This window comes from Ruegeria sp. AP11 (assembly GCF_056535865.1).
The window spans coordinates 1,212,704-1,233,431 of sequence record NZ_JBQFJB010000001.1 but is presented as its reverse complement, the minus strand read 5'-3'; the positions used below and the strand labels follow the sequence as shown (position 1 = coordinate 1,233,431).

Here is a 20,728-nt window from a genome sequence, read left to right as displayed (position 1 = left end):
AGGAGCCCGCGATGGCCGAGATTGAACGCGAAGCGATGGAATATGACGTGGTGATCGTGGGTGCAGGCCCCGCGGGCCTGTCAGCGGCCATCCGTCTGAAACAGCTGGATGCCGACCTGAATGTCGTGGTTCTGGAAAAGGGCTCGGAAGTGGGCGCGCATATCCTGTCGGGTGCGGTGCTGGACCCCTGCGGTCTGGATGCGCTGATCCCCGACTGGAAAGAAAAGGGCGCACCGCTGAACGTGCCGGTGCATGAAGACAACTTCTATATGCTGGGCGAGGCCGGTCAGATCCGCATCCCCAACTTCCCGATGCCGCCGCTGATGAACAACCACGGCAACTACATCGTCTCGATGGGCAATGTCTGCCGCTGGATGGCCGAACAGGCCGAGGAACTGGGCGTGGAAATCTTCCCCGGTATGGCCTGTTCGGAATTGGTTTATGGTGAGAATGGCGAAGTCAAAGGCGTCGTCGCCGGTGTCTTCGGTCTGGAAGCAGACGGTTCTTACGGCCAGAACACTGAACCAGGCATGGAACTGCACGGCAAATATGTCTTCCTGTCGGAAGGTGTGCGCGGTTCGCTGTCCAAGGAAGTCATCGCCAAATATGACCTGCAAGCCGGCAAAGACGTGCAGAAATACGGCGTCGGCATGAAAGAGATCTGGGAGATCGACCCGGCCAAGCACAAGGAAGGCAGCGTCACGCACACCATGGGCTGGCCGCTGGGCAGCAACGCAGGCGGTGGATCGTTCATCTATCACCTTGAAAACAATCAGGTCTATGTCGGTTTCGTGGTGCACCTGAACTACAAGAACCCGCACCTGTACCCTTACATGGAATTCCAGCGCTTCAAGCACCACCCGATGGTGGCCGAGCTGCTGAAAGGCGGCAAGCGCGTGGCTTATGGCGCACGTGCGATCACCGAGGGCGGTTATCAGTCGATGCCCAAACTGGTCGCGCCGGGCGTGGCGCTGCTGGGTTGCTCGGCGGGTATGGTCAACGTGCCGCGCATCAAGGGCAATCACAACGCGATGCTGTCGGGCAAAGCCGCGGCGGAAGCTGCCTATGACGCCATCAAGGCCGAGCGTTCGGGCGATGAACTGACCGCATATGAAACCGATGTGCGCGATGGCCCCATCGGCGCCGACCTGAAAAAGGTGCGCAACGTCAAACCGATCTGGTCGAAATGGGGCCTGACGGCCTCGCTGATGCTGGGCGGTCTGGATATGTGGACCAACACGTTGGGCTTTTCGTTCTTCGGCACGGTTGGTCACGGCAAGAACGACGCGGATTCGACCGAAGAGGCCAGCAAGCATCAACCGATCGATTATCCGAAACCCGATGGCACGCTGTCCTTTGATCGTCTGACAAACGTATCGTTTGCGGCCACCAATCACGAGGAAAGCCAGCCCTGCCACCTGCGGCTGGCCGACCCCGACATCCCGGTCAAGGTGAACCTGCCCAAGTTTGATGAACCGGCGCAGCGCTACTGCCCGGCAGGTGTCTATGAGATGGTCGAGGATGACGACGGTCCACGATTCGTCATCAACTTCCAGAACTGCGTGCATTGCAAAACCTGCGACATCAAGGATCCCAGCCAGAACATCACCTGGACCACGCCGCAGGGCGGGGATGGCCCGAACTATCCCAACATGTAAGCGAAAACACGGGCTCTGGCAGGGTCGTGAAGGCTCTGCCATTGCCTCTTGTCCACCGAAGCCCTAGCTTGTCGTACAGTCAATGACAGCAAGGCAGATATCGGTGGCTTCCCTGGTTCGACGCACGGCACTGGCCGTGATCCTCAGCTCAACACTGGCGCTTCCAGCGGTTTCGGATACGGGTTCGTATCTGGCCGGTCGGCAGGCGATCTATCAGAGCGACTATCCCGCGGCCGAACGCTATTACACGCGTGCGCTGGAAACCGATCCTGAAAACGCCAAACTGCTGGAAAATGTGGTGGTGGCGCGGCTTGCCCTGGGCCAGATCAAACGTGCGCTGCCCGTGGCACAAACCATCGAGGCCAACGGCCTGCCCAGCCAGGCGGCGCGGATGGTCATATCCGCCAACCTGATCGCAGATGGCGCGCTCGAAGAGCTTCTGGCCCGTGACCCTCAGACGCAAGGAGTCGGCCCGCTGGTTGACGGGCTGATGATGGCCTGGGCCTATATGGATCAGGGCGCCATGACCAAGGCGATGGAGCAGTTTGATCTTGTTTCAACGCAGGAAGGCCTGAAGGAATTCGCGTTTTATCACAAGGCGGTGGCGCTGGCGTCGATTGGCGATTTCGAAGGGGCCGAGGCGATCTTTGCCGCCAATAATGGCACCGTCGCCCGTTTCTCGCGCCGCGCCGCGCTGGCACGGGCCGAGGTTCTGTCGCAACTGGATCGAAATGACGAGGCGCTGCAGTTCCTTGATGATGTCTTTGCTGCCGGAAGCGACCCGACCATCGAAAGCTATGTTGCCCGCCTCAGCGATGGGCAGACGCTGCCCTTCACCCATGTGCAATCGGCGCAGGATGGCATGGCCGAGGTGTTTTTCTCGGTCGGTGCCGCACTCAGCGCCGAGGCGTCGCCGGATTATGTCCTGCTCTATGCCCGCATCGCGATGTTCCTGCGGTCCGATCATATCGACGCGATCCTGCTGAGCGCCGAGTTGCTGGACGGGCTTGAACAATATGATCAGGCGGTGGACGTTTATCGTCAGGTACCGCCCGACAGCAGTGACTATCACGCCGCCGAGCTTGGCCGCGCCGAAGTGCTCAGCCGGTCTGACCGTAAGGATGCCGCCGCTGAAGTGCTGCAGAATCTGGCCGCGCAGAGCCCCGATCTGCCCGGCGTGCATGTGGCGCTGGCCGATCTGCGCCGCCAGCAAGAGGATTATGCCGCCGCGGTCACCTCATACGACCGCGCGATCGACCTGACCGAGGATGGCGTCAGCGGCAACTGGTTCCTGCATTATGCCCGTGGCATCTCGCATGAACGGCTCAAGAACTGGGATCAGGCCGAGGCCGACTTCCGCCGTGCGCTGGAACTGAATCCGGATCAGCCGCAGGTGCTGAACTATCTGGGATATTCGCTGGTTGAACGGCGCGAAAAGCTGGACGAAGCGCTTGAGATGATCGAACGCGCCGTCGCCGCGCGCCCGGACAGCGGCTATATCGTCGACAGTCTCGGCTGGGTTCTGTTCCGCCTTGGCCGCTATGACGAAGCGGTCGGCCATATGGAACGCGCGGTCGAACTGATGCCGGTCGATCCGGTGGTCAACGACCATCTGGGCGATGTCTATTGGGCCGTAGGCCGCGCGCGCGAGGCCGAATTCCAGTGGAAGCGCGCCCTGTCCTTCGTTGACCCAGAAGACACCGATGGCGAGGCCGATCCCGAACGTATCCGCCGCAAGATCGAGGCCGGGCTGGACGTGGTGCTGCAGGAAGAAGGCGCCGAACCCCTGAAGGTCGCCAATGAAGGCTGAGGCGTTTGCGCCCGCCAAGATCAACCTGACCCTGCATGTGACCGGCCAGCGCGATGATGGCTATCATCTGCTGGATTCGCTGGTTGTTTTTGCCGATGTCGGGGATCGCCTGAAGCTGACCTCCGGGCCGGTTCTGTCGTTGGATGTCAGCGGAGAGTTCGCCGATGGCGTGCCCTGCGATGCGCGCAATCTGGTCTGGCAGGCGGCGGATGCCGTGGGCTGGACCGGGCATATCCATCTTGAGAAACACCTGCCCCATGGCGGTGGGATTGGCGGAGGGTCCTCGGACGCCGCTGCGCTTCTGCGCTCCACGACTGCGGAGGTGCTTGAGATGACCGATGCTGTACCACTGTCGCTGGGTGCGGATGTTCCGGTCTGCATACACGCCTCGGCGGCCCGAATGCGGGGCATTGGCGAGCGGATCGAGCCGATCGCTCTGTCACCCTTACCTGCGCTTCTGGTCAATCCGGGGATCGCGGTTCCAACCGGGCCGGTCTTCTCTGCGCTGCAGAGCCGGGACAATGCGCCGATGTCCGTCGAGCTTCCTACGTTCAAGGTGCCGGAAGACTGCGCCCAATGGCTGCAGGATCAGCGCAACGACCTGCAGGCGCCAGCGATATCCGTGGCGCCAGGCATTGCCGATGTCATTGACGCTCTGGACGGTACCCGAGACGTGCTGTTGACGCGGATGTCGGGATCAGGTTCAACCTGTTTCGCGCTTTACCCAACGCTGAAAGCAGCTCAATTTGCCGCATATGAGATCGGCGCGGCGCATCCCGATTGGTGGTGCCGCGCGACGACGCTCAGTTGAGGCGTGAAACCACGTAATCCGCCAGATCGCCCAGCAGAGTGCGAATCTCATGATCCGGCAGCGCCGCCAACGCCGATTTGGCCTTGGCCGCCCAGCCAAACGCATCCGCGCGGGTGGCCTCCAGCGTTCCGTATTTGGCCATCAGCGACAGGGCATGATTCAGATCGCCCTCGTCCTGACGTCCACGACCGATGGTGCGCTCCCAATAGGCGTGTTCTTCGGCGGTGGCCTGCGCCACGGCCTTGATCACGGGCAGGGTCAGTTTGCGTTCGCGGAAATCGTCGCCGACATTCTTGCCGGTCGCCGCGCTATCGCCTTGATAATCCAACAGGTCATCCGCAATCTGGAACGCAATCCCCAGCGCGTCGCCATAATCATAGAGCGCTTTGACCTGCGCTTCGGTCGCGCCCGCGATGACGCCGCCAACCTCGGTTGCCGCAGAAAACAGCGCCGCCGTCTTGCCGCGCACAACCTGCAGGTAAACGCCCTCATCCGTGCCCAGATCAGTGGCTGCGGTCATTTGCAGCACCTCACCCTCGGCAATGGTGGCCGAGGCATTGGCAAGGATGTCCAGAACCCGCAACGAGCCGGTTTCGACCATCAGTTGGAAACTGCGGGAAAACAGGTAGTCACCCACCAGAACGCTGGATTTGTTGTCCCACAGCAGGTTCGCGGTGGGTCGACCCCGTCGCTGTCCGCTCTCGTCCACCACGTCGTCATGCAGCAGGGTTGCGGTGTGAATGAATTCGACCGTTGCGGCAAGCTTGACGTGATGATCGCCGGAATAGCCAAACAACTGCGCCGCAGCCAAGGTCAGCATCGGACGCAGACGCTTGCCGCCCGCCTCGACCAGATGGGCGGTCACTTCGGGGATGCGCGGGGCATGTTCGGACGCCATACGCGTCCGAATCAGCGTGTTGACCGCTGCCATTTCATTCGCCAGCATCTCTGCCAGATGCTCATGCGGTTTCGAGATTGTGCTGACTGTCATCACACTCCTGATACAAGGCTCGACATGCCTGTCACCTTGCCCTTACATCCATCCCCATGAAAGAACTATTGCGCAGTACCGATCCGACAATCTTGGCCTTTGCTACAGCTCTCCTTGAGGGCGAGGATATAGACTGCTTTCAGATGGACGTAAATATGAGCATCCTCGAAGGCGGTATCGGAATCTTCCCCCGCCGCCTGATGGTGCGCGCCGATGATCTCACCCGCGCCGAGCGGGTGATGCGCGACAATGAGATCCCGTTGGGGCGATGAGCCGTTTTTCCGACAGTGATCTGACCTGCAACGATTTTCTGGGCGGTCGCGTGCGCCTGTGGCAGCCGCGTTCGGGATATCGCGCCGGGGTCGATCCGGTCCTGCTAGCGGCATGTGTCCCGGCGCGTGAAGGTCAATCGGTGCTGGAGTTGGGTTGCGGGGCCGGGGCCGCGATCCAGTGCCTTATGGCACGCGTGCCGCAGATACGGGCAACGGGGGTCGAGCTGCAACCGGCTTACGCGGGGCTGGCCCGCCGCAACGCACGCGAAAACGCCGCCCTGACAGTGGTCGAAGCTGATCTGAGTGCTCTACCGGACGATCTGCGTCAGATGCAGTTCGATCATGTCATCGCCAATCCCCCCTATTACCGGGCCGGGGCACATAGCCCCGCAACCGATCCCGGCCGTCGGGTGGCGTTGGCAGAGGATACGCCGCTGCAGGATTGGATTGATGTCGCTGCAAGGCGGCTGGCCCCGCGCGGGTATCTGCACATGATCCAGAAGGCCGACAGGCTGCCCGATATGCTGGCGGGCTGCACGAACCGGCTGGGTTCGGTCGAGATACTGCCTTTGTCTCCCCGTTCAAATCGAGCCGCCGAACTGGTGATCTTGCGCGCCAGAAAGGGCGGGCGCGCCGCATTCCGGCTGCATGCGCCGCTTGTCCTGCATGCGGGGGATCGGCATGTCGAAGACGGCGAAAGCTATACGCCGCAAGTGTCGAGTGTGTTGCGGGATGGGGCTGCATTGACCGGACTGTTTGCCTGATCGGCGATGACCAGCCGAATTTGTCGGTTTTATGACAGATTCTGTGCGTCTGCAGCGTGACAGGCTGGAAATGATGTGATCAACTTCTTACGTGACACTCACCAACCAGAGAAGGAGGACCGCCATGAGCGTAAGCGCACATCTGACGGAGTTGAAGAAAAAACACGAAATTCTCGGTCTTGAAGTGGAAGAAGCGCAACGCTCACCTGGTATCGACGATCTCCATATCGCACAGCTGAAGAAACAGAAGCTGAAGCTTAAAGAAGAGATCGAGCGCCTGTCGGCTTAAGCCTTCAGGCTGGCGCGCGCCGCGATGGCAGCGCCCCCGGTGACAAACAAGGCCGCGATCGCCAATCCCCAGGACGGGGCGGCGATCCCGGCCAGAACCAAAACCAGCGTCGATAGCAAAGGTGCCGCGTAAGAGGCTGTGCCCAGGATTTGAATATCCCCGCGCTTGACCCCGATATCCCAGACATAAAACGCCAGACCTACCGGCCCCAGACCCAGCGCAAGGGTCGAGCCCCAGCCGATTGCGCCTTGCGGCCAGACCGTTTCTTCCACCGCGAAGTGCAGCGCCCATGACGCAATGGCCGTCAGGACACAGAACACCGCGACCGTGCTTGTGGGCGCGTCCCCAAGCCGTCGGGACAGCACTGAATAGCTGGACCACGTCAGCGCGCACAGCAAAGCCAGCCCATAGCCGGGCAGGTGCTGTATCTGAAACCCGGCGCTGCCACCGCCGGTGATGATAACGGCGGCCCCGGCAAAGCCAAGGCACACCCCGATCAAATGACCCGGTTTCAGATGCTCTCCGGGCAGCAGGCCGGACAGCAGCACGATCAGCAAGGGCCAGAGATAGGCGATCAGCCCGGCCTCGGCCGCAGGGGCCATGCGCAGGGCCGAGAAATAGAGCGCATGATAGCCGAAAAGACCAACCGTACCAAACAGATAGGTCGTCCAGGGGATGGCGCGCAATTGGCCCAGACCGCCGCGGGCGATGGTCCAGATCAGCCCCAGGGTACCGCCGATGGTGAAACAGATCGCGTTCAGCAACAAAGGCGGCGTGGGCGCCGAGCCCACCGTGAACAGGGCCAGCAAGGACCACAGCAACACGGCGACAAAGCCGATTGCGGTCGCAGCCATTTTGGTCATTCCACGGATACCTTCTCGACAGGGATGATTTCAAACTCATCCGATATATGCGCGGTCTTTTCAATCTCGGCGACGAACCAGTCACGGAAAGCCGCGATCTGAGGCCGCTTTTCCGCCCCTTGCAGGCACAGAAAACGAAAGCGCCCGGCGGTTTCCAGCGCCACCTTGAAGGGCGCAATAAGTCGACCTTCGGTCAGGTCTTTCAGGATCATCGCCCGGCGTCCCAGCACTACGCCAAGGCCCGCCACCGCGGCATCAATCGCGTGATCCGCGTTCGAAAAATGCGCCCCGTGGGTTGGTGCGAAATCCAGCCCCACCGCGCGGAACCAAGCAGGCCAGTCGCAGCGCGGTTTGAGAAAGCTGATCGAATCGTCATGGATCAAAGGAGCTTCGCGCAGCGACCCGGGCGTGGGGAATTGCTCGGCCAGTTCGGGTGTCATAACCGGCGTCAGCCATTCCTTGCGAACAGGGAGGGAATACAGCCCCTCATCAGGCCCGTATCCGAAACGGATCGCCACATCCACATCATCGCGTTCAAGATCCATATTGCGCAATGTGGCCGAAAATTTCAGGTCGATCCCGGGATTGGCGCGGGCGAACTCATAAAGGCGCGGTGCCAGCCATTTCGCCGTCAGGGCAGGGCCAGCGGTGACCGTCAGGCTGGTTTCATCCTGCAGCCGCCGCGTCGCCTGCCACGCAATCTGAAGCGCGGCAAAGCCGTCTGCCGTTCCGGGTGCCAGCGTCCGTCCTGCCTCGGTCAGTTCGACGGCGCGGTTGAGGCGGCGGAACAGGGGATGACCCAGATGTTCCTCCAGCGATTTGATCTGAAAGGACAGGGCCGCGGGGGTCACATTCAGCTCATCCGCTGCCTTGGCAAATGACATATGCCGCGCGGCGGCGTCGAATGCGCGCAAAGCTGTCAGCGGAGGCAGTCGGTCGGACATTACAGTTAAGTATTTCTGAACTGAAGGGGTGAAAACTCTCGTTTGTACAGTTTAAAATCAAAGGTCATGTTGAAAGCAAGACAAAACCACCTTGTGAGAGAAAGGGTTCAGCATGATCGAGATGACGGCAAACCCGGCCATCCAAAGCGCCATTCACCGCGCGCATGAAGAGCGCGGCAAGGCAGTTATCGGGTTCTGGTCCTGGCTATTCGGTTCCCGCTGACCGCAGCGCGCGCGGTCTTACGGGATAAAAGAAGGGCCGGTCCTGCGTGGACCGGCCCGTTTTCATTCTTGATGTATCTGGCTCAGACGAAGAACTGCGCCCCGTTGGCCGAAATGGTCGAGCCGTTGATGAACTGCGATTCGTCCGACGCCAGGAAGGCAACGCAGCGCGCGATTTCTTCCGGTTCGCCCAGACGACCCGCCGGGATCTGGCCGATGATCGATTCGCGCACCTTTTCCGGTACGGCCATCACCATCTCGGTCGCGATGTAGCCGGGGCAGATGGCATTTGCGGTGATGCCCGCCCGCGCGCCTTCCTGCGCCAGCGATTTCACGATGCCCAGATCGCCCGCCTTGGTCGCGGCATAGTTCACCTGCGCAAATTGGCCCTTCTGACCGTTGATCGAGCTGATGACGATGACGCGACCGAACTTACGCTCGCGCATGCCGGGCCAGACCGGATGGACGGTGTTGAACACGCCGGTCAGGTTGGTGTCGATGACATCTTTCCACTGATCGGGGGTCATCTTGTGGAACGGTGCGTCGCGGGTGATGCCCGCGTTGGCGACGACGATGTCGATGGGTCCGACCTCGGCCTCGACCTTTTCGATGCCCGCTTTGGATTCGTCGTAGTCAGCAACGTTCCATTTAAAGGTCTTGATGCCGGTCTCTGACGTGAAGTTTGCAGCCGCTTCGTCATTGCCTGCATAGGTGGCCGCAACATTGTATCCTTCGGCCTTGAGCGCCTTGGAAATTGCTGCGCCGATGCCGCGAGAACCGCCGGTTACGAGTGCTGTACGTGCCATTTAGGACTCCTCCAAATTTAGTCGTCTTGGTAATTCTGTTACTCTGAGAGTTGATGTTGCGCAATATCGTTTCGTGATCGATTGTGCCTTTTTGTCCGGCGATATTGTCGCATCTAGGGGATAAGATCCGATTGTAACAAAAAAGGGCGCCCATTGGACGCCCTTTTCTATTTGGATGTCAACGCACTTAGTCGCGCTCCACACACAGGGCGACACCCATGCCGCCGCCGATGCAGAGGGTCGCCAGACCCTTCTTCGCATCGCGGCGCTTCATTTCGAACAGCAGCGTGTTCAGAACCCGGCAGCCCGAGGCACCGATCGGGTGGCCGATGGCGATGGCGCCGCCGTTCACGTTCACGATCGACGGGTCCCAGCCCATGTCCTTGTTCACGGCGCAGGCTTGTGCCGCAAAGGCTTCGTTGGCTTCGACCAGATCCAGATCATCAACCGACCAGCCTGCCTTTTCCAGCGCCTTGCGCGAGGCGTAGATCGGGCCGACGCCCATGATCGACGGGTCCAGACCGGCAGTGGCGTAAGATGCAATGCGGGCCAGTGGCTCGATACCGCGCTTTTCTGCGTTCTCGGCGCTCATCAGCAGGGTGGCCGCGGCACCGTCGTTCAGGCCCGAGGCGTTGGCCGCCGTGACCGAGCCGTCCTTGGTGAAGGCCGGGCGCAGCTTTGCCATTGCTTCCATCGTCGCGCCGTGGCGGATATATTCGTCTTTGTCCATCACGATATCGCCCTTGCGGGTCTTGATGGTGAAGGGCACGATCTCGTCTGCGAATTTACCGGCGTTCTGGGCTGCTTCGGCCTTGTTCTGCGAGGCAACGGCGAATTCGTCCTGCATGTCGCGGCTGATCTGCCATTTCTCGGCCACGTTTTCAGCGGTCTGACCCATGTGATAGCCGTTGAAAGCGTCCCACAGGCCGTCGCGGATCATGGTATCGATATATTTCATGTCACCCATCTTGTGACCGGCGCGCAGGGCGGCGGCGTGGGGTGACAGGGTCATGTTTTCCTGCCCACCTGCGGCAACGATCTCGGCATCGCCCAACTGGATGTGCTGCGCACCCAAGGCAACGGCACGCAGGCCCGAGCCGCAGACCTGGTTGATGCCCCAGGCCGCGCTTTCCTGCGGCAGACCGGCATTGATATGCGCCTGACGCGCGGGGTTCTGACCCTGGGCGGCGGTCAGGACCTGGCCCATGATGGTTTCGCTTACTTCGCCTTTGTCGATCCCGGCGCGGTCAACTACCGCTTCGAGGACCGCAGCGCCGAGGTCATGTGCAGGGGTGTTCGCAAACGAGCCACCGAAGCTGCCCACACCTGTGCGGGCGGCGGATGCGATTACTACGTTGGTCATATAGTCAATCCTTTACCGTCATGGTCCAGCGGGATATCTGACGGCGTGGGCTGAGGGCTGCCCCTCGAGACCAAGAGCGCCTCGTGATCCCCCGCTCCAGTCTCTTTGCAATACCTCAATGCTGCATGTGCAGCAACGGTCAGCTTGTCTCAGCGTCAAGTTAAGAGGGTATTTGCGTGTTGCGCAGGTGTTCAACTTGCTGTTTTGGATTGATTTTCCGGTATCCAAGGCGGCGAGACCGACGGCGCGCCAAACAGGAATCCCTGAAGGCAATCGACGCCATTGGCGATCAGAAAGGCGGCATCCTCGGCGGTTTCGACCGATTCGGCGGTGATAAGGATTTCGAATTCCCGCGCGACGGCGATCAGCGCACGCACCAGCGCCTGGTTGTCGCGGTTCTGTGCGATTCCACGGATGAACTGTCCGTCGATCTTTGCCGCATCGAACAGAAACTCCCGAAAGTGGCGAAAGCTGAAATTGCTGGCCCCGAAATCATCCAGCGCAAAGGCGATGCCGCGCGCCTGCTGGCGGTCCATGAAATCGACCACCAACTCGGGCACCTGCATGGCCGAGCTTTCCGAGATTTCCAGAATCAACCGCTCACCTAGATTGCTGTCCTTTTTCAGGAACCTGTCCAGCACGCGGGACCATCGGGCAAAGCCGATGGACCGGGCGGACATATTGACGGACAGACGTATGTCGGGGTTCCGGACCAGCGTGTGCAGCCCCACCTCAAGCGCGACACAATCGAGTTCCCGACCAATGGGCGTGTTTTCGACCTGCGGCATGAATTCGCGTGCAGGGATCACACGACCGGTTTCGTCCAGCACGCGGATGAACCCTTCGTAAAAGGCGACACCTTGCGGTGGCTGTGCCTGCATGACCGGCTGAAAGGCCAGTTTGCATTGTTTATGCTTCACCGCTTCGGTCGCCATTTGCACGACCGAACGATCACGGGATGACACGGCCGCATTCAGCGGATTGTCCGAGCCTTCGGGCACATCTGCCAGTTTCTTGTCCCGCATATCCAAGCCTGTCCACTGAAGGGGTGGCCCTGATTTCAGGTCAAACAAGTGAATTTGCGGTTAAGAAATCAAAGATATCTGCGAGCGCGGGTCAGCGAACCGATTGCCATGCGTATCCCGCGGCCCCGGCCACGGCACCGATCAGGCCAAATGCGGTCATCGCAAATCCAAGCGTCAACGCAACGGGGGACGCGCCCGTCGCCAGAGCCGCGAACATCGCCAACACCAACCCTGCAAGGCCGATAAAGGTAGAGATCGTGATGATGCGGGTCATGATGCCTCGGGCTGCTCGGATGCGAAACTTCTCCCCGATATGGAGGCTAGGGCCCGGAATTCAACTGCGCTTGCGGTATCCCGCCGATGTTCAGGCCCGCTCTGCCCGCGCTTTGGGCACCGGCGCGTCGAGATGCTCGAATCCGGGCGTTCCGCGGTCTTCCGGATGGCGAAGCAGGTGCTTGACCTTGATCTGCCGGGAACTGTCCCGGCTGCCGTCGTGGCTGTAGCCTGGCGGGGCAAAGCAATAGGCCAGCCGCTGGCGCAGGGTCAGTCCGGGTTGCGTCGCGTCGCGCCAGATGCCGACCCATTCATGAAAGGCCACGCGCAGCGGGTTGAACGTGCCGATATTGTGGACCAGCCCGTAATCGACTCGATCATCTTCCTGCTCGGGCACAAAGGTGCCAAACAGCTTATCCCAGATGATGAAAACGCCCGCATAGTTGCAATCGAGATAGCGCGCATTGCGGCCATGATGGGCGCGGTGGTGGCTGGGCGTGTTCATCACCGCCTCGAACCAGCGGGGCATTTTGGTGATGGCTTCGGTGTGGATCCAGAACTGGTAGATCAGGTTCAACCCGCCCACAAACAGCACCATCGCCGGGTGGAACCCCAGCAGGATCAGCGGCGCGCGCACCACCATCATGAAGGTGAACGTGTAGGTCCAGGTCTGCCGCAAGGCAGTGGTCAGGTTGTAATGCTGCGAGCTGTGGTGGTTCACATGGCTGGCCCAGACCCAGCGGATGCGATGCCCGAACCGATGCACCCAATAATAACGTAGGTCGTCCAGCACAAAGCACAGGATGATCACAGGGATCGAAGTGCCCAGATTCAGCGGTGTGATCTGCCACAGCCACATGAAGAACGCATAGGCGATGAAGCCCAACAAAAAACCCGACGCGATATTCCCGGCACCCATGATCAACGAGGTCACGGCATCGCGCGTCTCATACCGCCCGCCCCGGCCCTTGACGGCGATCCACAGGAACTCGGCCAGAATGGCGGCTATGAAAAAGGGTACGGCCCATTGCACCGCGTCGGGAAAGCTTATGTGATCGGTCAAACAGGGTCCATCAGGTGTCGCCAGTGGCGGCGCTCGGTTTCGTCCAGGCGGAGGATCACGCGCGGCGTGCCAAAATCATGAAACTGGACCTCGATGCCGTCGGGATGATCCAGCCAGTCGAAATCCATCAAGTGTCGCGCCACCGTGTCGGCCCCAAAGGACCAGATCAGCCCGGCCCCCGTCTCGGTCCGCACAAAGGCTGCGTGGCCGTCATGAGCGATGGTCGCGTCGATCACCGTGTCGTCCGGGAAATGCCGCAGCCACTGATCCGATGCAGTCTCGGACGTCAGGACGCTGAGGCGCGATTTGCCGGTCAGATGCAGCAGCAGGGTGATCCCGGCAATGCCACCGACAACCAGCACCAAAAGTATTTCCAGCGGCATTCCATCCTCCTGCGATCAAACTGCAAAGCAGGAAGGCAGGTGTCAAAGGTGGCGTGGCGTCAGCCGTGTTCCAGATTGCCCAGAACCTCGTGCTGGACGACCCGTTCGACAAAGGGCACCAGACCCTCGGGCCCCGAGGCCCGATCCTTGAGGTGAATGCAGATATCCGGACGGCGCGCGGCGATGATGCCGACCATCTCACCCCTTATGGTGTCATCCAGACCGGCGCCCATGATGGCGCAGGCGATACGGGGTTCGACGTCCAGTTGTCGCCGCACCTCATCGGGGTCATGCGCACCCAGCCACTGGATCGGCAAATGATCCAACTGCCGTGCAACGTCGCCGATCACATTCGGCAGACGCCCGATCAGCAATACTACTGGTTGCATCAGGGCCTCCATCAATGGGTTGCAAAGAAAAACCGGCCCACGGGGGCCGGTTCAACTATAGCATATTTTTGCTGGCTTAGTTGGCGATCGTATAGACGATTCCATCGCCCTTGCCTTTGTTCCGCACAAACTCGATCTGATTGCCGTTCATTTTGACCTTCAGGCAATCCTCAGGAAACTTTTTTCCTCCGGCTACAACGTTTCTGCACCAGAACTGTTTGTTCCAGACCCAGGCCCCGGTGATCTTGGCATTGTTTCGCCCCACGCCTTCGATTTTCCCATCTGGCGTTATGACCAGCCATGTGTCGCCAGAAACAAGCTTCTTACCGGCGACGTTCTCAATAAACTGGGTTTCTTTCTTGATGTCCTTGGCCTCTGCAGCCACGACAGAGCCAAGAACAAGACAGGTTGCTGCGGCAAATGTGACAAAACTCTTCATGAAAATTCTCCTGGTTAAACCAGTCGGGAGAGTAACATGATTCTAGAGGTTTACGGGTGATTTTCTCAGCTTTCTCCGCTAACGAGAGCCGAGATTATCGACTTCGCGCTTTCCGAGTTCCATTCCGCATCGCCGATCAGGCGCGCAATTTCCTGACCTTCGGGATTCAGAATGACGGTGATCGGCAGGGCGATCACGCCAAACTCGCGCGCAGCGGCAGAGTTGGGGTCCTGATGGCGCGGCAGGTTGTCGATGCCGTTCTCGTCAAAGAACTTCTTGATCCCGGCAGGCGTGTTACGACCGGTGGCCAGGGTCAGCACCTGAAACTTGTCGCCGCCGAATTCCTCCTGCAGCTCGGCAATCTGCGGCATTTCCTTGCGGCAGGGGGCGCACCATGTGGCCCAGAAGTTCACCAGCACGTATTTGCCGGCATAATCTTCCAGCGTGCCGACACCGCCATCATCTTCCAATTGGAACTCGATGGTTTTGGCCTCTTTCGGTTCGTTGTGCAGGATCAACCGCTTCAGGGTTCCGTCACGCAGCGGGCCAAGGGTCTCGGCATCGGTGGCCAAAGCGGCGTTTGCACCCAGCGCAAGGGCCATATAAAGGGGGATCAGACGAAATAGGCGCATATCAACTCCGGGTTTTCCAACATGACCGATCAATCCTCGAACCAGATGTGGGGCGGCCGCTTTGCCGCCGGACCAGACGCGATCATGGAGGCGATCAACGCCTCGATCGGGTTCGATCAGCGGATGGCAGCCCAGGACATCGCAGGCTCGCGCGCCCATGCCGCCATGCTGGCGGCCACAGGCGTTATAACTGATAGTGACGCGCAGGCCATTCGGGAAGGGCTGCTCACCGTTTTGTCAGAAATCCAGAACGGAGAATTTCAGTTCTCGACCGCGCTGGAAGACATCCACATGAATGTCGAGGCGCGCCTGAAGGAAGTGATCGGAGAGCCCGCAGGCCGTTTGCACACGGGCCGGTCGCGCAACGATCAGGTGGCGACCGATTTCAAACTCTGGGTTCGAGATCAGTTGGACGCAGCGGAAGCCGGTCTGCTGGCCCTGATCCGCGCGCTTTTGGCCCAGGCAGAGGCCGGGGCCGATTGGGTCATGCCCGGTTTCACCCACCTGCAAACCGCGCAGCCGGTGACATGGGGCCATCACATGATGGCTTATGTCGAGATGTTTGGCCGCGATCTGTCCCGCGTCCGCGATGCGCGTGCCCGGATGAACGAATCCCCCTTGGGTGCTGCCGCGCTGGCGGGGACTTCGTTCCCCATCGACCGCCACATGACGGCCGAAGCGCTAGGCTTTGACCGCCCTGCCGCCAATTCGCTGGATGCCGTCAGCGACCGGGATTTCGCGCTCGAGTTTCTGTCGACCGCCTCGATCTGCGCCGTCCACCTGTCGCGCTTTGCCGAAGAACTGGTGATCTGGTCCTCGGCCCAGTTCCGCTTTGTCACGCTGTCCGACCGGTTCTCGACCGGCTCGTCGATCATGCCGCAGAAGAAGAACCCCGATGCGGCGGAGCTGATCCGCGCCAAGGTGGGGCGTATCTTTGGGGCCAACACTGCGCTGATGATGGTGATGAAGGGGCTGCCTCTGGCCTATTCCAAGGACATGCAGGAAGACAAAGAACAGGTCTTTGACGCTGCTGACAACTGGATGCTGGCACTGGCGGCGATGGAGGGCATGGTCAAGGACATGACCGCCAACCGCGACAGCCTTGCTGCGGCGGCGGGTTCAGGTTTTTCCACCGCAACCGATCTGGCCGACTGGCTGGTGCGGGTGCCGGGCCTTCCGTTCCGCGATGCGCACCATGTGACAGGTTCGCTGGTGGCGATGGCCGAGGCCAAGGGCTGCGATCTGCCCGATCTGAGCCTTGAGGACATGCAATCGGTCCACGCGGACATCACCGATGACGTCTATTCTGTTCTTACCGTCGAAAATTCGGTAAACTCGCGCCAGTCTTATGGCGGCACGGCACCCGATCAGGTGCGGGCCCAGGTTGAGCGATGGAAGGCGCTGGTATGATGCGGATACGAAGCGTGGTGCTGTTGATTGCGACGGCAGCGGCCTTGGCCGGGTGCGGCGCCGATGGCGAACCGATCCAACCCACCATGAGCGCCAGTGTCGGCGTTGGCAGCAGCGGCACCTATGGCGGCGTAGGCGTTGGCCTCAGACGCGGCGGGCTGGGTGTTTATCTGGGGCTCTGAGGCCCATATCTGAAATTTGCGGATCGCTTACCCTTCCGCGACCAACACTGCCATGATGACAATTATATCTCATATGAAACCAATCGGCCTGATCCTCTGCCTTGCCGTGCTCGCTGCGTGCGAGCCAAGCCACACGCCAAGGCCCGCGCCCGAGGCGTCAAGCGGCGGGTCTGGCCTTTCGATTTCGGGCTATGGCCGGGTGGGTGTATCCACGCGTAAATAATTGGGTGCGGCGCGCGCGCCGAATCCATTGATCCACAGGGCGCTTTTGGTCTAAGCGCGCAGTCATGGATCATTTTCTCTACCGCGACGGCGCGCTTTTCGCCGAGGATGTCCCGATTTCCGAGATCGCAGCCGCGGTCGGAACCCCGTTCTATGTCTATTCGACGGCGACCTTGCTGCGGCATTTCAAGCTGTTCGATGATGCGCTTGAGGGTACGGATCATCTTGTCTGTTACGCGATGAAGGCGGCCAGCAATCAGGCGATCCTGAAGACGCTGGCGCAGGCGGGCGCGGGGATGGATGTGGTCTCGGGCGGGGAATATCTGCGTGCCAGGGCAGCAGGCGTTCCCGGCGACAAGATCGTGTTTTCGGGCGTTGGCAAGACGGCGGATGAGATTCGCACCGCCCTGACGGGGGGTATTCGTCAGTTCAACGTCGAATCCGAGCCGGAAATGCAGGTGATAAACGCGGTTGCGCTGGAACTGGGCAAGGTTGCGCCGATCACCGTGCGGGTGAACCCGGACGTGGACGCCAAGACCCATGCCAAGATCGCCACCGGCAAGTCTGAGAACAAGTTCGGCATCCCGATCTCGCGCGCCTCCGAGGTTTATGCACTGGCCGCCAGCCTGCCGGGGTTGGAGGTCATCGGCATCGACGTCCATATCGGCTCGCAACTAACCGAGTTGGAACCGTTCGAACTGGCCTATACCAAGGTCGCTGAACTGACCGGGCGTCTGCGCGCCGAGGGTCATAACATCCGCCGTCTCGATCTGGGTGGTGGTTTGGGCATTCCTTATACCCGTTCCAACGATGCACCGCCCCTGCCGGTCGAATATGGCGCGATGATCAAGAAAACACTGGGCCATCTGGGCTGTGAGATCGAGATTGAGCCCGGTCGCCTGATCGCTGGTAATGCGGGTCTGATGGTGTCCCGGGTCATCTATGTCAAATCCGGCGAAGACCGCGATTTCCTGATTGTCGACGGCGCGATGAACGACCTGATCCGCCCTGCGATGTATGAGGCGCATCACGATATCGTGGCGGTAAACGAACCCGCGCCGGGGGTCGAACAGCAACCCTATGATATCGTCGGTCCGGTCTGCGAATCCGGTGATACATTTGCCAAACAGCGCAACATGCCGCCGCTGCAATCGGGCGATCTGATTGCCTTCCGCAGCGCCGGGGCCTATGGCGCGGTGATGTCCAGCGAATACAACACCCGCCCCCTGATCCCCGAGGTTCTGGTGAACGGGGATCAATTCGCCGTAATTCGTGAACGCCCGAGCTTTGACGAAATCATAAACCGCGATACCATACCGGGGTGGCTCTGACGCGATAGGCGCGCGGGGCCTGATCAGGAGGCCCGCCTTGCGCGACAACCAGACCCTGCCGATCCCAAGACTGTCCCTGTGGCTGACCCACGGGGGTATGCTGGCCGAGCAGGTGCTGCGTGCCTTCTGGCCGTTCTTTTCGATCCTCATGGCCTTGCTGGCGGCGCTGATGCTGGGCCTGCAGGACTTTGTGCGCGTCGAAACCGTCTGGGTTTTTGCCGGTGTCGGCATACTGGGGCTGATCGCGACCGCGATTCTCGGGGGCAGGCGTTTCCACCTGCCATCCCGCGCCGAGGCGCTGGTCCGGTTGGATGAAACCCTGCCGGGACGCCCGATTCAGGCGTTGATGGATGATCAGGCCATTGGTGCGATGGATGCGGAGTCAGTGGCCTTGTGGCGGGCGCATCAGGCGCGGATGGCGGCCCGCGCTGCACAGGCCGGGCCGGTGAAACCAGATCTGCGGCTGGCCTCGCGCGATCCCTATGCCTTGCGCTATGCCGCTTTGCTGGCGCTGGTGGTGGCCGCGCTGTTCGGCTCGTTCTGGCGGATCGGATCAGTGGCGGACATGACACCGGGCACGGCGCAGGCCGGGCAAGGGCCCAGCTGGGAAGGTTGGGTTGAACCGCCGCGTTATACCGGGTTGCCGACCCTCTATCTGGCGGATCAGACCGATCCCACGCTGACGGTGCCCAAAGGCAGCCGCATCACGCTGCGGTTCTACGGAGAGGTTGGCGCGCACAGCCTGACGGAAACCTCGACCCCTCTGGGCACCGAGGCTGCGACTGAGCCGGAACAGGAATTTATCGCCGAACGCTCGGGTCAGTTGCGGATCGACGGCCCGTCCGGGCGTGACTGGCGCTTGGATATCCTTGCCGATACCGCGCCACAAATCGCGACCATGGGTGCGGCAGAGTCCGAGGCCGGTGGTCAGATGAAGCTGCCCTTCGCGGCGGCGGACGATTACGGCATTGTGTCCGGCACTGCCCGGATCGAACTGAATCTGTCTGCGGTCGATCGTCAATACGGTCTGGCGACAGCGCCAGAACCGCGCGGGACGATCACGGTGGAACTGCCGATGCCGATCACCGGCGACCGGACCGATTTCACCGAAGACCTGATCGAGGATTTCTCGCAGCACCCCTGGGCGCATCTGCCGGTGAAAATCACCCTCATGGCCGTCGATGCAGCAGATCAGGAAACGGTGGCAGAGCCCTATCTGACAGACCTGCCCGCGCGGCGGTTCTTTGACCCGCTGGCTGCGGCCGTGATCGAACAGCGGCGCGATCTGCTCTGGTCACGCGAAAACGCGCTGCGCGTCTCGCAGTTGCTGCGCGCGGTTTCGCATCTGCCCGAGGACCTGTTCCGTTCAGACACGGCCTATCTGCGCTTGCGGGTCATCCTGCGCCGGTTGGAGACCTTCGACCGCCACGGCGCGCTGAATGCCAAACAGCAGGAAGAGATCGCTCAGGCCCTGTGGGATCTGGCGGTTCTGATCGAGGACGGCACGCTGGCCGATGCTTTGGAGCGGATGCGCCGCGCGCAGGAACGCCTGACCGAGGCGATGCAGAACGGTGCCAGCGATGAGGAAATCGCCGAGCTGATGCAGGAACTGCGCGAGGCGACGCAGGATTACATGCGGCAGTTGCAGCGGCTGGCGCAGGAAAACGGTGAGACCCAGCAGGGCCAGCAGAGTCCCAACGGCGAAACTCTGCAGATGACGCAGGATGACCTGCAGCGGATGATGGACCGCATTCAGGAACTGATGGAACAGGGCCGCATGGCCGAGGCGCAGCAGGCGCTGGAAGAGTTCCAGCAGATGATGGAGAACATGCGCGTCACCCAAGGGCAGGGTCAGGGCGGCCAATCCGAGGGCCAGCAGGCCATGGAAGGGTTGGCGGAAACTCTGCGCGAACAGCAGGGCCTCAGCGATCAGGCCTTCCGCGACCTGCAGGAGCAATTCAACCCCGGCGCACAGGCTGGTGAAAGTCAGGGCAACGAGGGGCGCAATGGTGGCCTGGGCCGTGGTCAGAGCCATGAAGGTCAGGGTGGACGGGGCCAGGGTCAGGATCAGGCGGGCGACGGTCAGCAGGGACAAGGGTCGCTTGCTGATCGGCAGCAAGCGCTGCGCGATGAACTGGGTCGGCAGGAACAGAACCTGCCCGGCGGTGGCACGCCCGAAGGTGAAGCCGCGCGCGAGGCGCTGGGCCGTGCAGGCCGCGCCATGGATGAGGCTGAGGATGCCCTGCGCGGCAATGATCTGGCCGAGGCCATCGACCGCCAGTCCGAGGCGATGGAAGCGCTGCGCGAAGGTATGCGTTCGCTGGGTGAGGCGATGGCGCAGAACCAGCAGAACCAACCGGGTCAAGGCACCGAGGCCGGTGATATGGAAGCCAACAACCGCGACCCGCTGGGGCGGACGCCGGGCGCAGCTGGGTCAATAGCCACCGATGACAACCTGTTGCAGGGCGAAGACGTCTATCGTCGCGCGCGCGAATTGCTGGACGAAATCCGCCGCCGCACCGGCGAGCAGGACCGGCCCCAGATCGAACTGGAATACCTCAAACGTTTGCTCGAGCGATTCTGAGT

At 61.0% G+C, this 20,728-nt stretch carries 22 protein-coding genes; 10 read left to right on the top strand and 12 right to left on the bottom strand.

Annotated features, from left to right (window positions below):
* Nucleotides 1–11 precede the first annotated feature (11 nt).
* From ACR3E4_RS06405 to ACR3E4_RS06395, 3 genes are all read left to right on the top strand, one after another.
* Nucleotides 12–1,658 carry an electron transfer flavoprotein-ubiquinone oxidoreductase gene (locus ACR3E4_RS06405; RefSeq protein ID WP_480533324.1) on the top strand — a complete coding sequence of 549 codons (1,647 nt, stop codon included), beginning with the start codon at nucleotides 12–14 and terminating at the stop codon, nucleotides 1,656–1,658.
* An 82-nt stretch (nucleotides 1,659–1,740) separates the two neighbouring features.
* Nucleotides 1,741–3,468: a tetratricopeptide repeat protein gene (locus tag ACR3E4_RS06400; RefSeq protein WP_480533322.1), complete on the top strand. Its 1,728-nt coding sequence runs from the start codon at nucleotides 1,741–1,743 to the stop codon at nucleotides 3,466–3,468.
* Nucleotides 3,458–4,279 carry a 4-(cytidine 5'-diphospho)-2-C-methyl-D-erythritol kinase gene (locus ACR3E4_RS06395; RefSeq protein ID WP_480533320.1) on the top strand — a complete coding sequence of 274 codons (822 nt, stop codon included), beginning with the start codon at nucleotides 3,458–3,460 and terminating at the stop codon, nucleotides 4,277–4,279. The genes ACR3E4_RS06400 and ACR3E4_RS06395 overlap by 11 nt, the downstream gene beginning before the upstream one ends.
* Here ACR3E4_RS06395 and ACR3E4_RS06390 read toward each other — a convergent pair.
* Nucleotides 4,272–5,270 carry a polyprenyl synthetase family protein gene (locus ACR3E4_RS06390; RefSeq protein WP_480533318.1) on the bottom strand — a complete coding sequence of 333 codons (999 nt, stop codon included), beginning with the start codon at nucleotides 5,268–5,270 and terminating at the stop codon, nucleotides 4,272–4,274. The genes ACR3E4_RS06395 and ACR3E4_RS06390 overlap by 8 nt on opposite strands.
* Nucleotides 5,271–5,326: 56 nt before the next feature.
* Here ACR3E4_RS06390 and ACR3E4_RS06385 point away from each other — a divergent pair, with 56 nt between their 5' ends.
* The 3 genes from ACR3E4_RS06385 to ACR3E4_RS06375 all read left to right on the top strand — a co-directional run bounded on the left by ACR3E4_RS06385 (nucleotide 5,327) and on the right by ACR3E4_RS06375 (nucleotide 6,595).
* On the top strand, nucleotides 5,327–5,542 hold the full coding sequence (locus ACR3E4_RS06385) for a putative signal transducing protein (protein WP_008755664.1): 216 nt from the start codon (nucleotides 5,327–5,329) through the stop codon (nucleotides 5,540–5,542).
* Nucleotides 5,539–6,306, top strand: a complete 768-nt coding sequence (locus ACR3E4_RS06380) for a tRNA1(Val) (adenine(37)-N6)-methyltransferase (protein ID WP_480533316.1) — start codon at nucleotides 5,539–5,541, stop codon at nucleotides 6,304–6,306. The genes ACR3E4_RS06385 and ACR3E4_RS06380 overlap by 4 nt, the downstream gene beginning before the upstream one ends.
* A 124-nt stretch (nucleotides 6,307–6,430) precedes the next feature.
* A complete protein-coding gene (locus ACR3E4_RS06375) occupies nucleotides 6,431–6,595 on the top strand; it encodes a YdcH family protein (RefSeq protein ID WP_010443648.1) in 165 nt (54 codons plus the stop codon).
* Here ACR3E4_RS06375 and yddG read toward each other — a convergent pair.
* From yddG to ACR3E4_RS06320, 11 genes are all read right to left on the bottom strand, one after another.
* Nucleotides 6,592–7,458, bottom strand: a complete 867-nt coding sequence (yddG, locus tag ACR3E4_RS06370) for an aromatic amino acid exporter YddG (RefSeq protein WP_480533314.1) — start codon at nucleotides 7,456–7,458, stop codon at nucleotides 6,592–6,594. The genes ACR3E4_RS06375 and yddG overlap by 4 nt on opposite strands.
* On the bottom strand, nucleotides 7,455–8,402 hold the full coding sequence (locus ACR3E4_RS06365) for a transcriptional regulator GcvA (RefSeq protein WP_480533312.1): 948 nt from the start codon (nucleotides 8,400–8,402) through the stop codon (nucleotides 7,455–7,457). The genes yddG and ACR3E4_RS06365 overlap by 4 nt, the downstream gene beginning before the upstream one ends.
* Before the next feature lie 305 nt (nucleotides 8,403–8,707).
* A complete protein-coding gene (phbB, locus tag ACR3E4_RS06360; RefSeq protein WP_480533310.1) occupies nucleotides 8,708–9,430 on the bottom strand; it encodes an acetoacetyl-CoA reductase in 723 nt (240 codons plus the stop codon).
* Between the two features lie 187 nt (nucleotides 9,431–9,617).
* Nucleotides 9,618–10,793 (bottom strand): acetyl-CoA C-acetyltransferase, encoded by a 1,176-nt coding sequence (locus tag ACR3E4_RS06355; RefSeq protein WP_480470928.1) that lies wholly within the window; start codon nucleotides 10,791–10,793, stop codon nucleotides 9,618–9,620.
* A 191-nt stretch (nucleotides 10,794–10,984) separates the two neighbouring features.
* The gene (locus ACR3E4_RS06350; RefSeq protein ID WP_480533308.1) at nucleotides 10,985–11,818 is read right to left on the bottom strand and encodes an EAL domain-containing protein; all 834 of its coding nucleotides are present in this window, start codon (nucleotides 11,816–11,818) and stop codon (nucleotides 10,985–10,987) included.
* A gap of 91 nt (nucleotides 11,819–11,909) precedes the next feature.
* Nucleotides 11,910–12,092, bottom strand: a complete 183-nt coding sequence (locus tag ACR3E4_RS06345) for a hypothetical protein (RefSeq protein ID WP_480533306.1) — start codon at nucleotides 12,090–12,092, stop codon at nucleotides 11,910–11,912.
* Nucleotides 12,093–12,182: 90 nt separating this feature from the next.
* Complete coding sequence (locus ACR3E4_RS06340) at nucleotides 12,183–13,154, bottom strand: sterol desaturase family protein (protein ID WP_480533304.1); 972 nt, start codon at nucleotides 13,152–13,154, stop codon at nucleotides 12,183–12,185.
* Nucleotides 13,151–13,537, bottom strand: a complete 387-nt coding sequence (locus tag ACR3E4_RS06335; RefSeq protein WP_480533302.1) for a hypothetical protein — start codon at nucleotides 13,535–13,537, stop codon at nucleotides 13,151–13,153. The genes ACR3E4_RS06340 and ACR3E4_RS06335 overlap by 4 nt, the downstream gene beginning before the upstream one ends.
* Nucleotides 13,538–13,596: 59 nt before the next feature.
* Nucleotides 13,597–13,926: a hypothetical protein gene (locus ACR3E4_RS06330; RefSeq protein ID WP_480533300.1), complete on the bottom strand. Its 330-nt coding sequence runs from the start codon at nucleotides 13,924–13,926 to the stop codon at nucleotides 13,597–13,599.
* Between the two features lie 76 nt (nucleotides 13,927–14,002).
* Nucleotides 14,003–14,365, bottom strand: coding sequence for a hypothetical protein (locus ACR3E4_RS06325; protein ID WP_480533298.1), 363 nt, complete (start codon nucleotides 14,363–14,365; stop codon nucleotides 14,003–14,005).
* A 65-nt stretch (nucleotides 14,366–14,430) separates the two neighbouring features.
* Nucleotides 14,431–14,997, bottom strand: coding sequence for a TlpA disulfide reductase family protein (locus ACR3E4_RS06320; protein WP_480533296.1), 567 nt, complete (start codon nucleotides 14,995–14,997; stop codon nucleotides 14,431–14,433).
* Nucleotides 14,998–15,018: 21 nt separating this feature from the next.
* Between ACR3E4_RS06320 and argH the strand changes: the two genes are divergently transcribed.
* The 4 genes from argH to ACR3E4_RS06300 all read left to right on the top strand — a co-directional run bounded on the left by argH (nucleotide 15,019) and on the right by ACR3E4_RS06300 (nucleotide 20,726).
* On the top strand, nucleotides 15,019–16,407 hold the full coding sequence (gene argH, locus ACR3E4_RS06315; protein WP_480533294.1) for an argininosuccinate lyase: 1,389 nt from the start codon (nucleotides 15,019–15,021) through the stop codon (nucleotides 16,405–16,407).
* Entirely contained in the window at nucleotides 16,404–16,589 is a 186-nt protein-coding gene (locus ACR3E4_RS06310; RefSeq protein ID WP_480533292.1) for an argininosuccinate lyase, read from the top strand. Before argH ends, ACR3E4_RS06310 begins: the two co-directional genes overlap by 4 nt.
* A 287-nt stretch (nucleotides 16,590–16,876) precedes the next feature.
* Nucleotides 16,877–18,142 carry a diaminopimelate decarboxylase gene (gene lysA, locus ACR3E4_RS06305; protein ID WP_480533290.1) on the top strand — a complete coding sequence of 422 codons (1,266 nt, stop codon included), beginning with the start codon at nucleotides 16,877–16,879 and terminating at the stop codon, nucleotides 18,140–18,142.
* A gap of 37 nt (nucleotides 18,143–18,179) precedes the next feature.
* A complete protein-coding gene (locus ACR3E4_RS06300) occupies nucleotides 18,180–20,726 on the top strand; it encodes a TIGR02302 family protein (protein ID WP_480533288.1) in 2,547 nt (848 codons plus the stop codon).
* Nucleotides 20,727–20,728 lie beyond the last annotated feature (2 nt).

Bases quoted from the DNA above. Each gene is read 5' to 3' on its own strand.
- phbB (WP_480533310.1), bottom strand. From the start codon at position 9,430: ATGGCACGTACAGCACTCGTAACCGGCGGTTCTCGCGGCATCGGCGCA.
- ACR3E4_RS06325 (WP_480533298.1), bottom strand. From the start codon at position 14,365: ATGAAGAGTTTTGTCACATTTGCCGCAGCAACCTGTCTTGTTCTTGGC.
- ACR3E4_RS06400 (WP_480533322.1), top strand. From the start codon at position 1,741: ATGACAGCAAGGCAGATATCGGTGGCTTCCCTGGTTCGACGCACGGCA.
- ACR3E4_RS06330 (WP_480533300.1), bottom strand. From the start codon at position 13,926: ATGCAACCAGTAGTATTGCTGATCGGGCGTCTGCCGAATGTGATCGGC.
- ACR3E4_RS06350 (WP_480533308.1), bottom strand. From the start codon at position 11,818: ATGCGGGACAAGAAACTGGCAGATGTGCCCGAAGGCTCGGACAATCCG.
- ACR3E4_RS06380 (WP_480533316.1), top strand. From the start codon at position 5,539: ATGAGCCGTTTTTCCGACAGTGATCTGACCTGCAACGATTTTCTGGGC.
- ACR3E4_RS06320 (WP_480533296.1), bottom strand. From the start codon at position 14,997: ATGCGCCTATTTCGTCTGATCCCCCTTTATATGGCCCTTGCGCTGGGT.
- ACR3E4_RS06375 (WP_010443648.1), top strand. From the start codon at position 6,431: ATGAGCGTAAGCGCACATCTGACGGAGTTGAAGAAAAAACACGAAATT.
- ACR3E4_RS06335 (WP_480533302.1), bottom strand. From the start codon at position 13,537: ATGCCGCTGGAAATACTTTTGGTGCTGGTTGTCGGTGGCATTGCCGGG.
- ACR3E4_RS06385 (WP_008755664.1), top strand. From the start codon at position 5,327: ATGAAAGAACTATTGCGCAGTACCGATCCGACAATCTTGGCCTTTGCT.
- ACR3E4_RS06345 (WP_480533306.1), bottom strand. From the start codon at position 12,092: ATGACCCGCATCATCACGATCTCTACCTTTATCGGCCTTGCAGGGTTG.
- ACR3E4_RS06365 (WP_480533312.1), bottom strand. From the start codon at position 8,402: ATGTCCGACCGACTGCCTCCGCTGACAGCTTTGCGCGCATTCGACGCC.
- ACR3E4_RS06395 (WP_480533320.1), top strand. From the start codon at position 3,458: ATGAAGGCTGAGGCGTTTGCGCCCGCCAAGATCAACCTGACCCTGCAT.
- ACR3E4_RS06405 (WP_480533324.1), top strand. From the start codon at position 12: ATGGCCGAGATTGAACGCGAAGCGATGGAATATGACGTGGTGATCGTG.
- lysA (WP_480533290.1), top strand. From the start codon at position 16,877: ATGGATCATTTTCTCTACCGCGACGGCGCGCTTTTCGCCGAGGATGTC.
- ACR3E4_RS06310 (WP_480533292.1), top strand. From the start codon at position 16,404: ATGATGCGGATACGAAGCGTGGTGCTGTTGATTGCGACGGCAGCGGCC.
- argH (WP_480533294.1), top strand. From the start codon at position 15,019: ATGACCGATCAATCCTCGAACCAGATGTGGGGCGGCCGCTTTGCCGCC.
- ACR3E4_RS06390 (WP_480533318.1), bottom strand. From the start codon at position 5,270: ATGACAGTCAGCACAATCTCGAAACCGCATGAGCATCTGGCAGAGATG.
- yddG (WP_480533314.1), bottom strand. From the start codon at position 7,458: ATGACCAAAATGGCTGCGACCGCAATCGGCTTTGTCGCCGTGTTGCTG.
- ACR3E4_RS06355 (WP_480470928.1), bottom strand. From the start codon at position 10,793: ATGACCAACGTAGTAATCGCATCCGCCGCCCGCACAGGTGTGGGCAGC.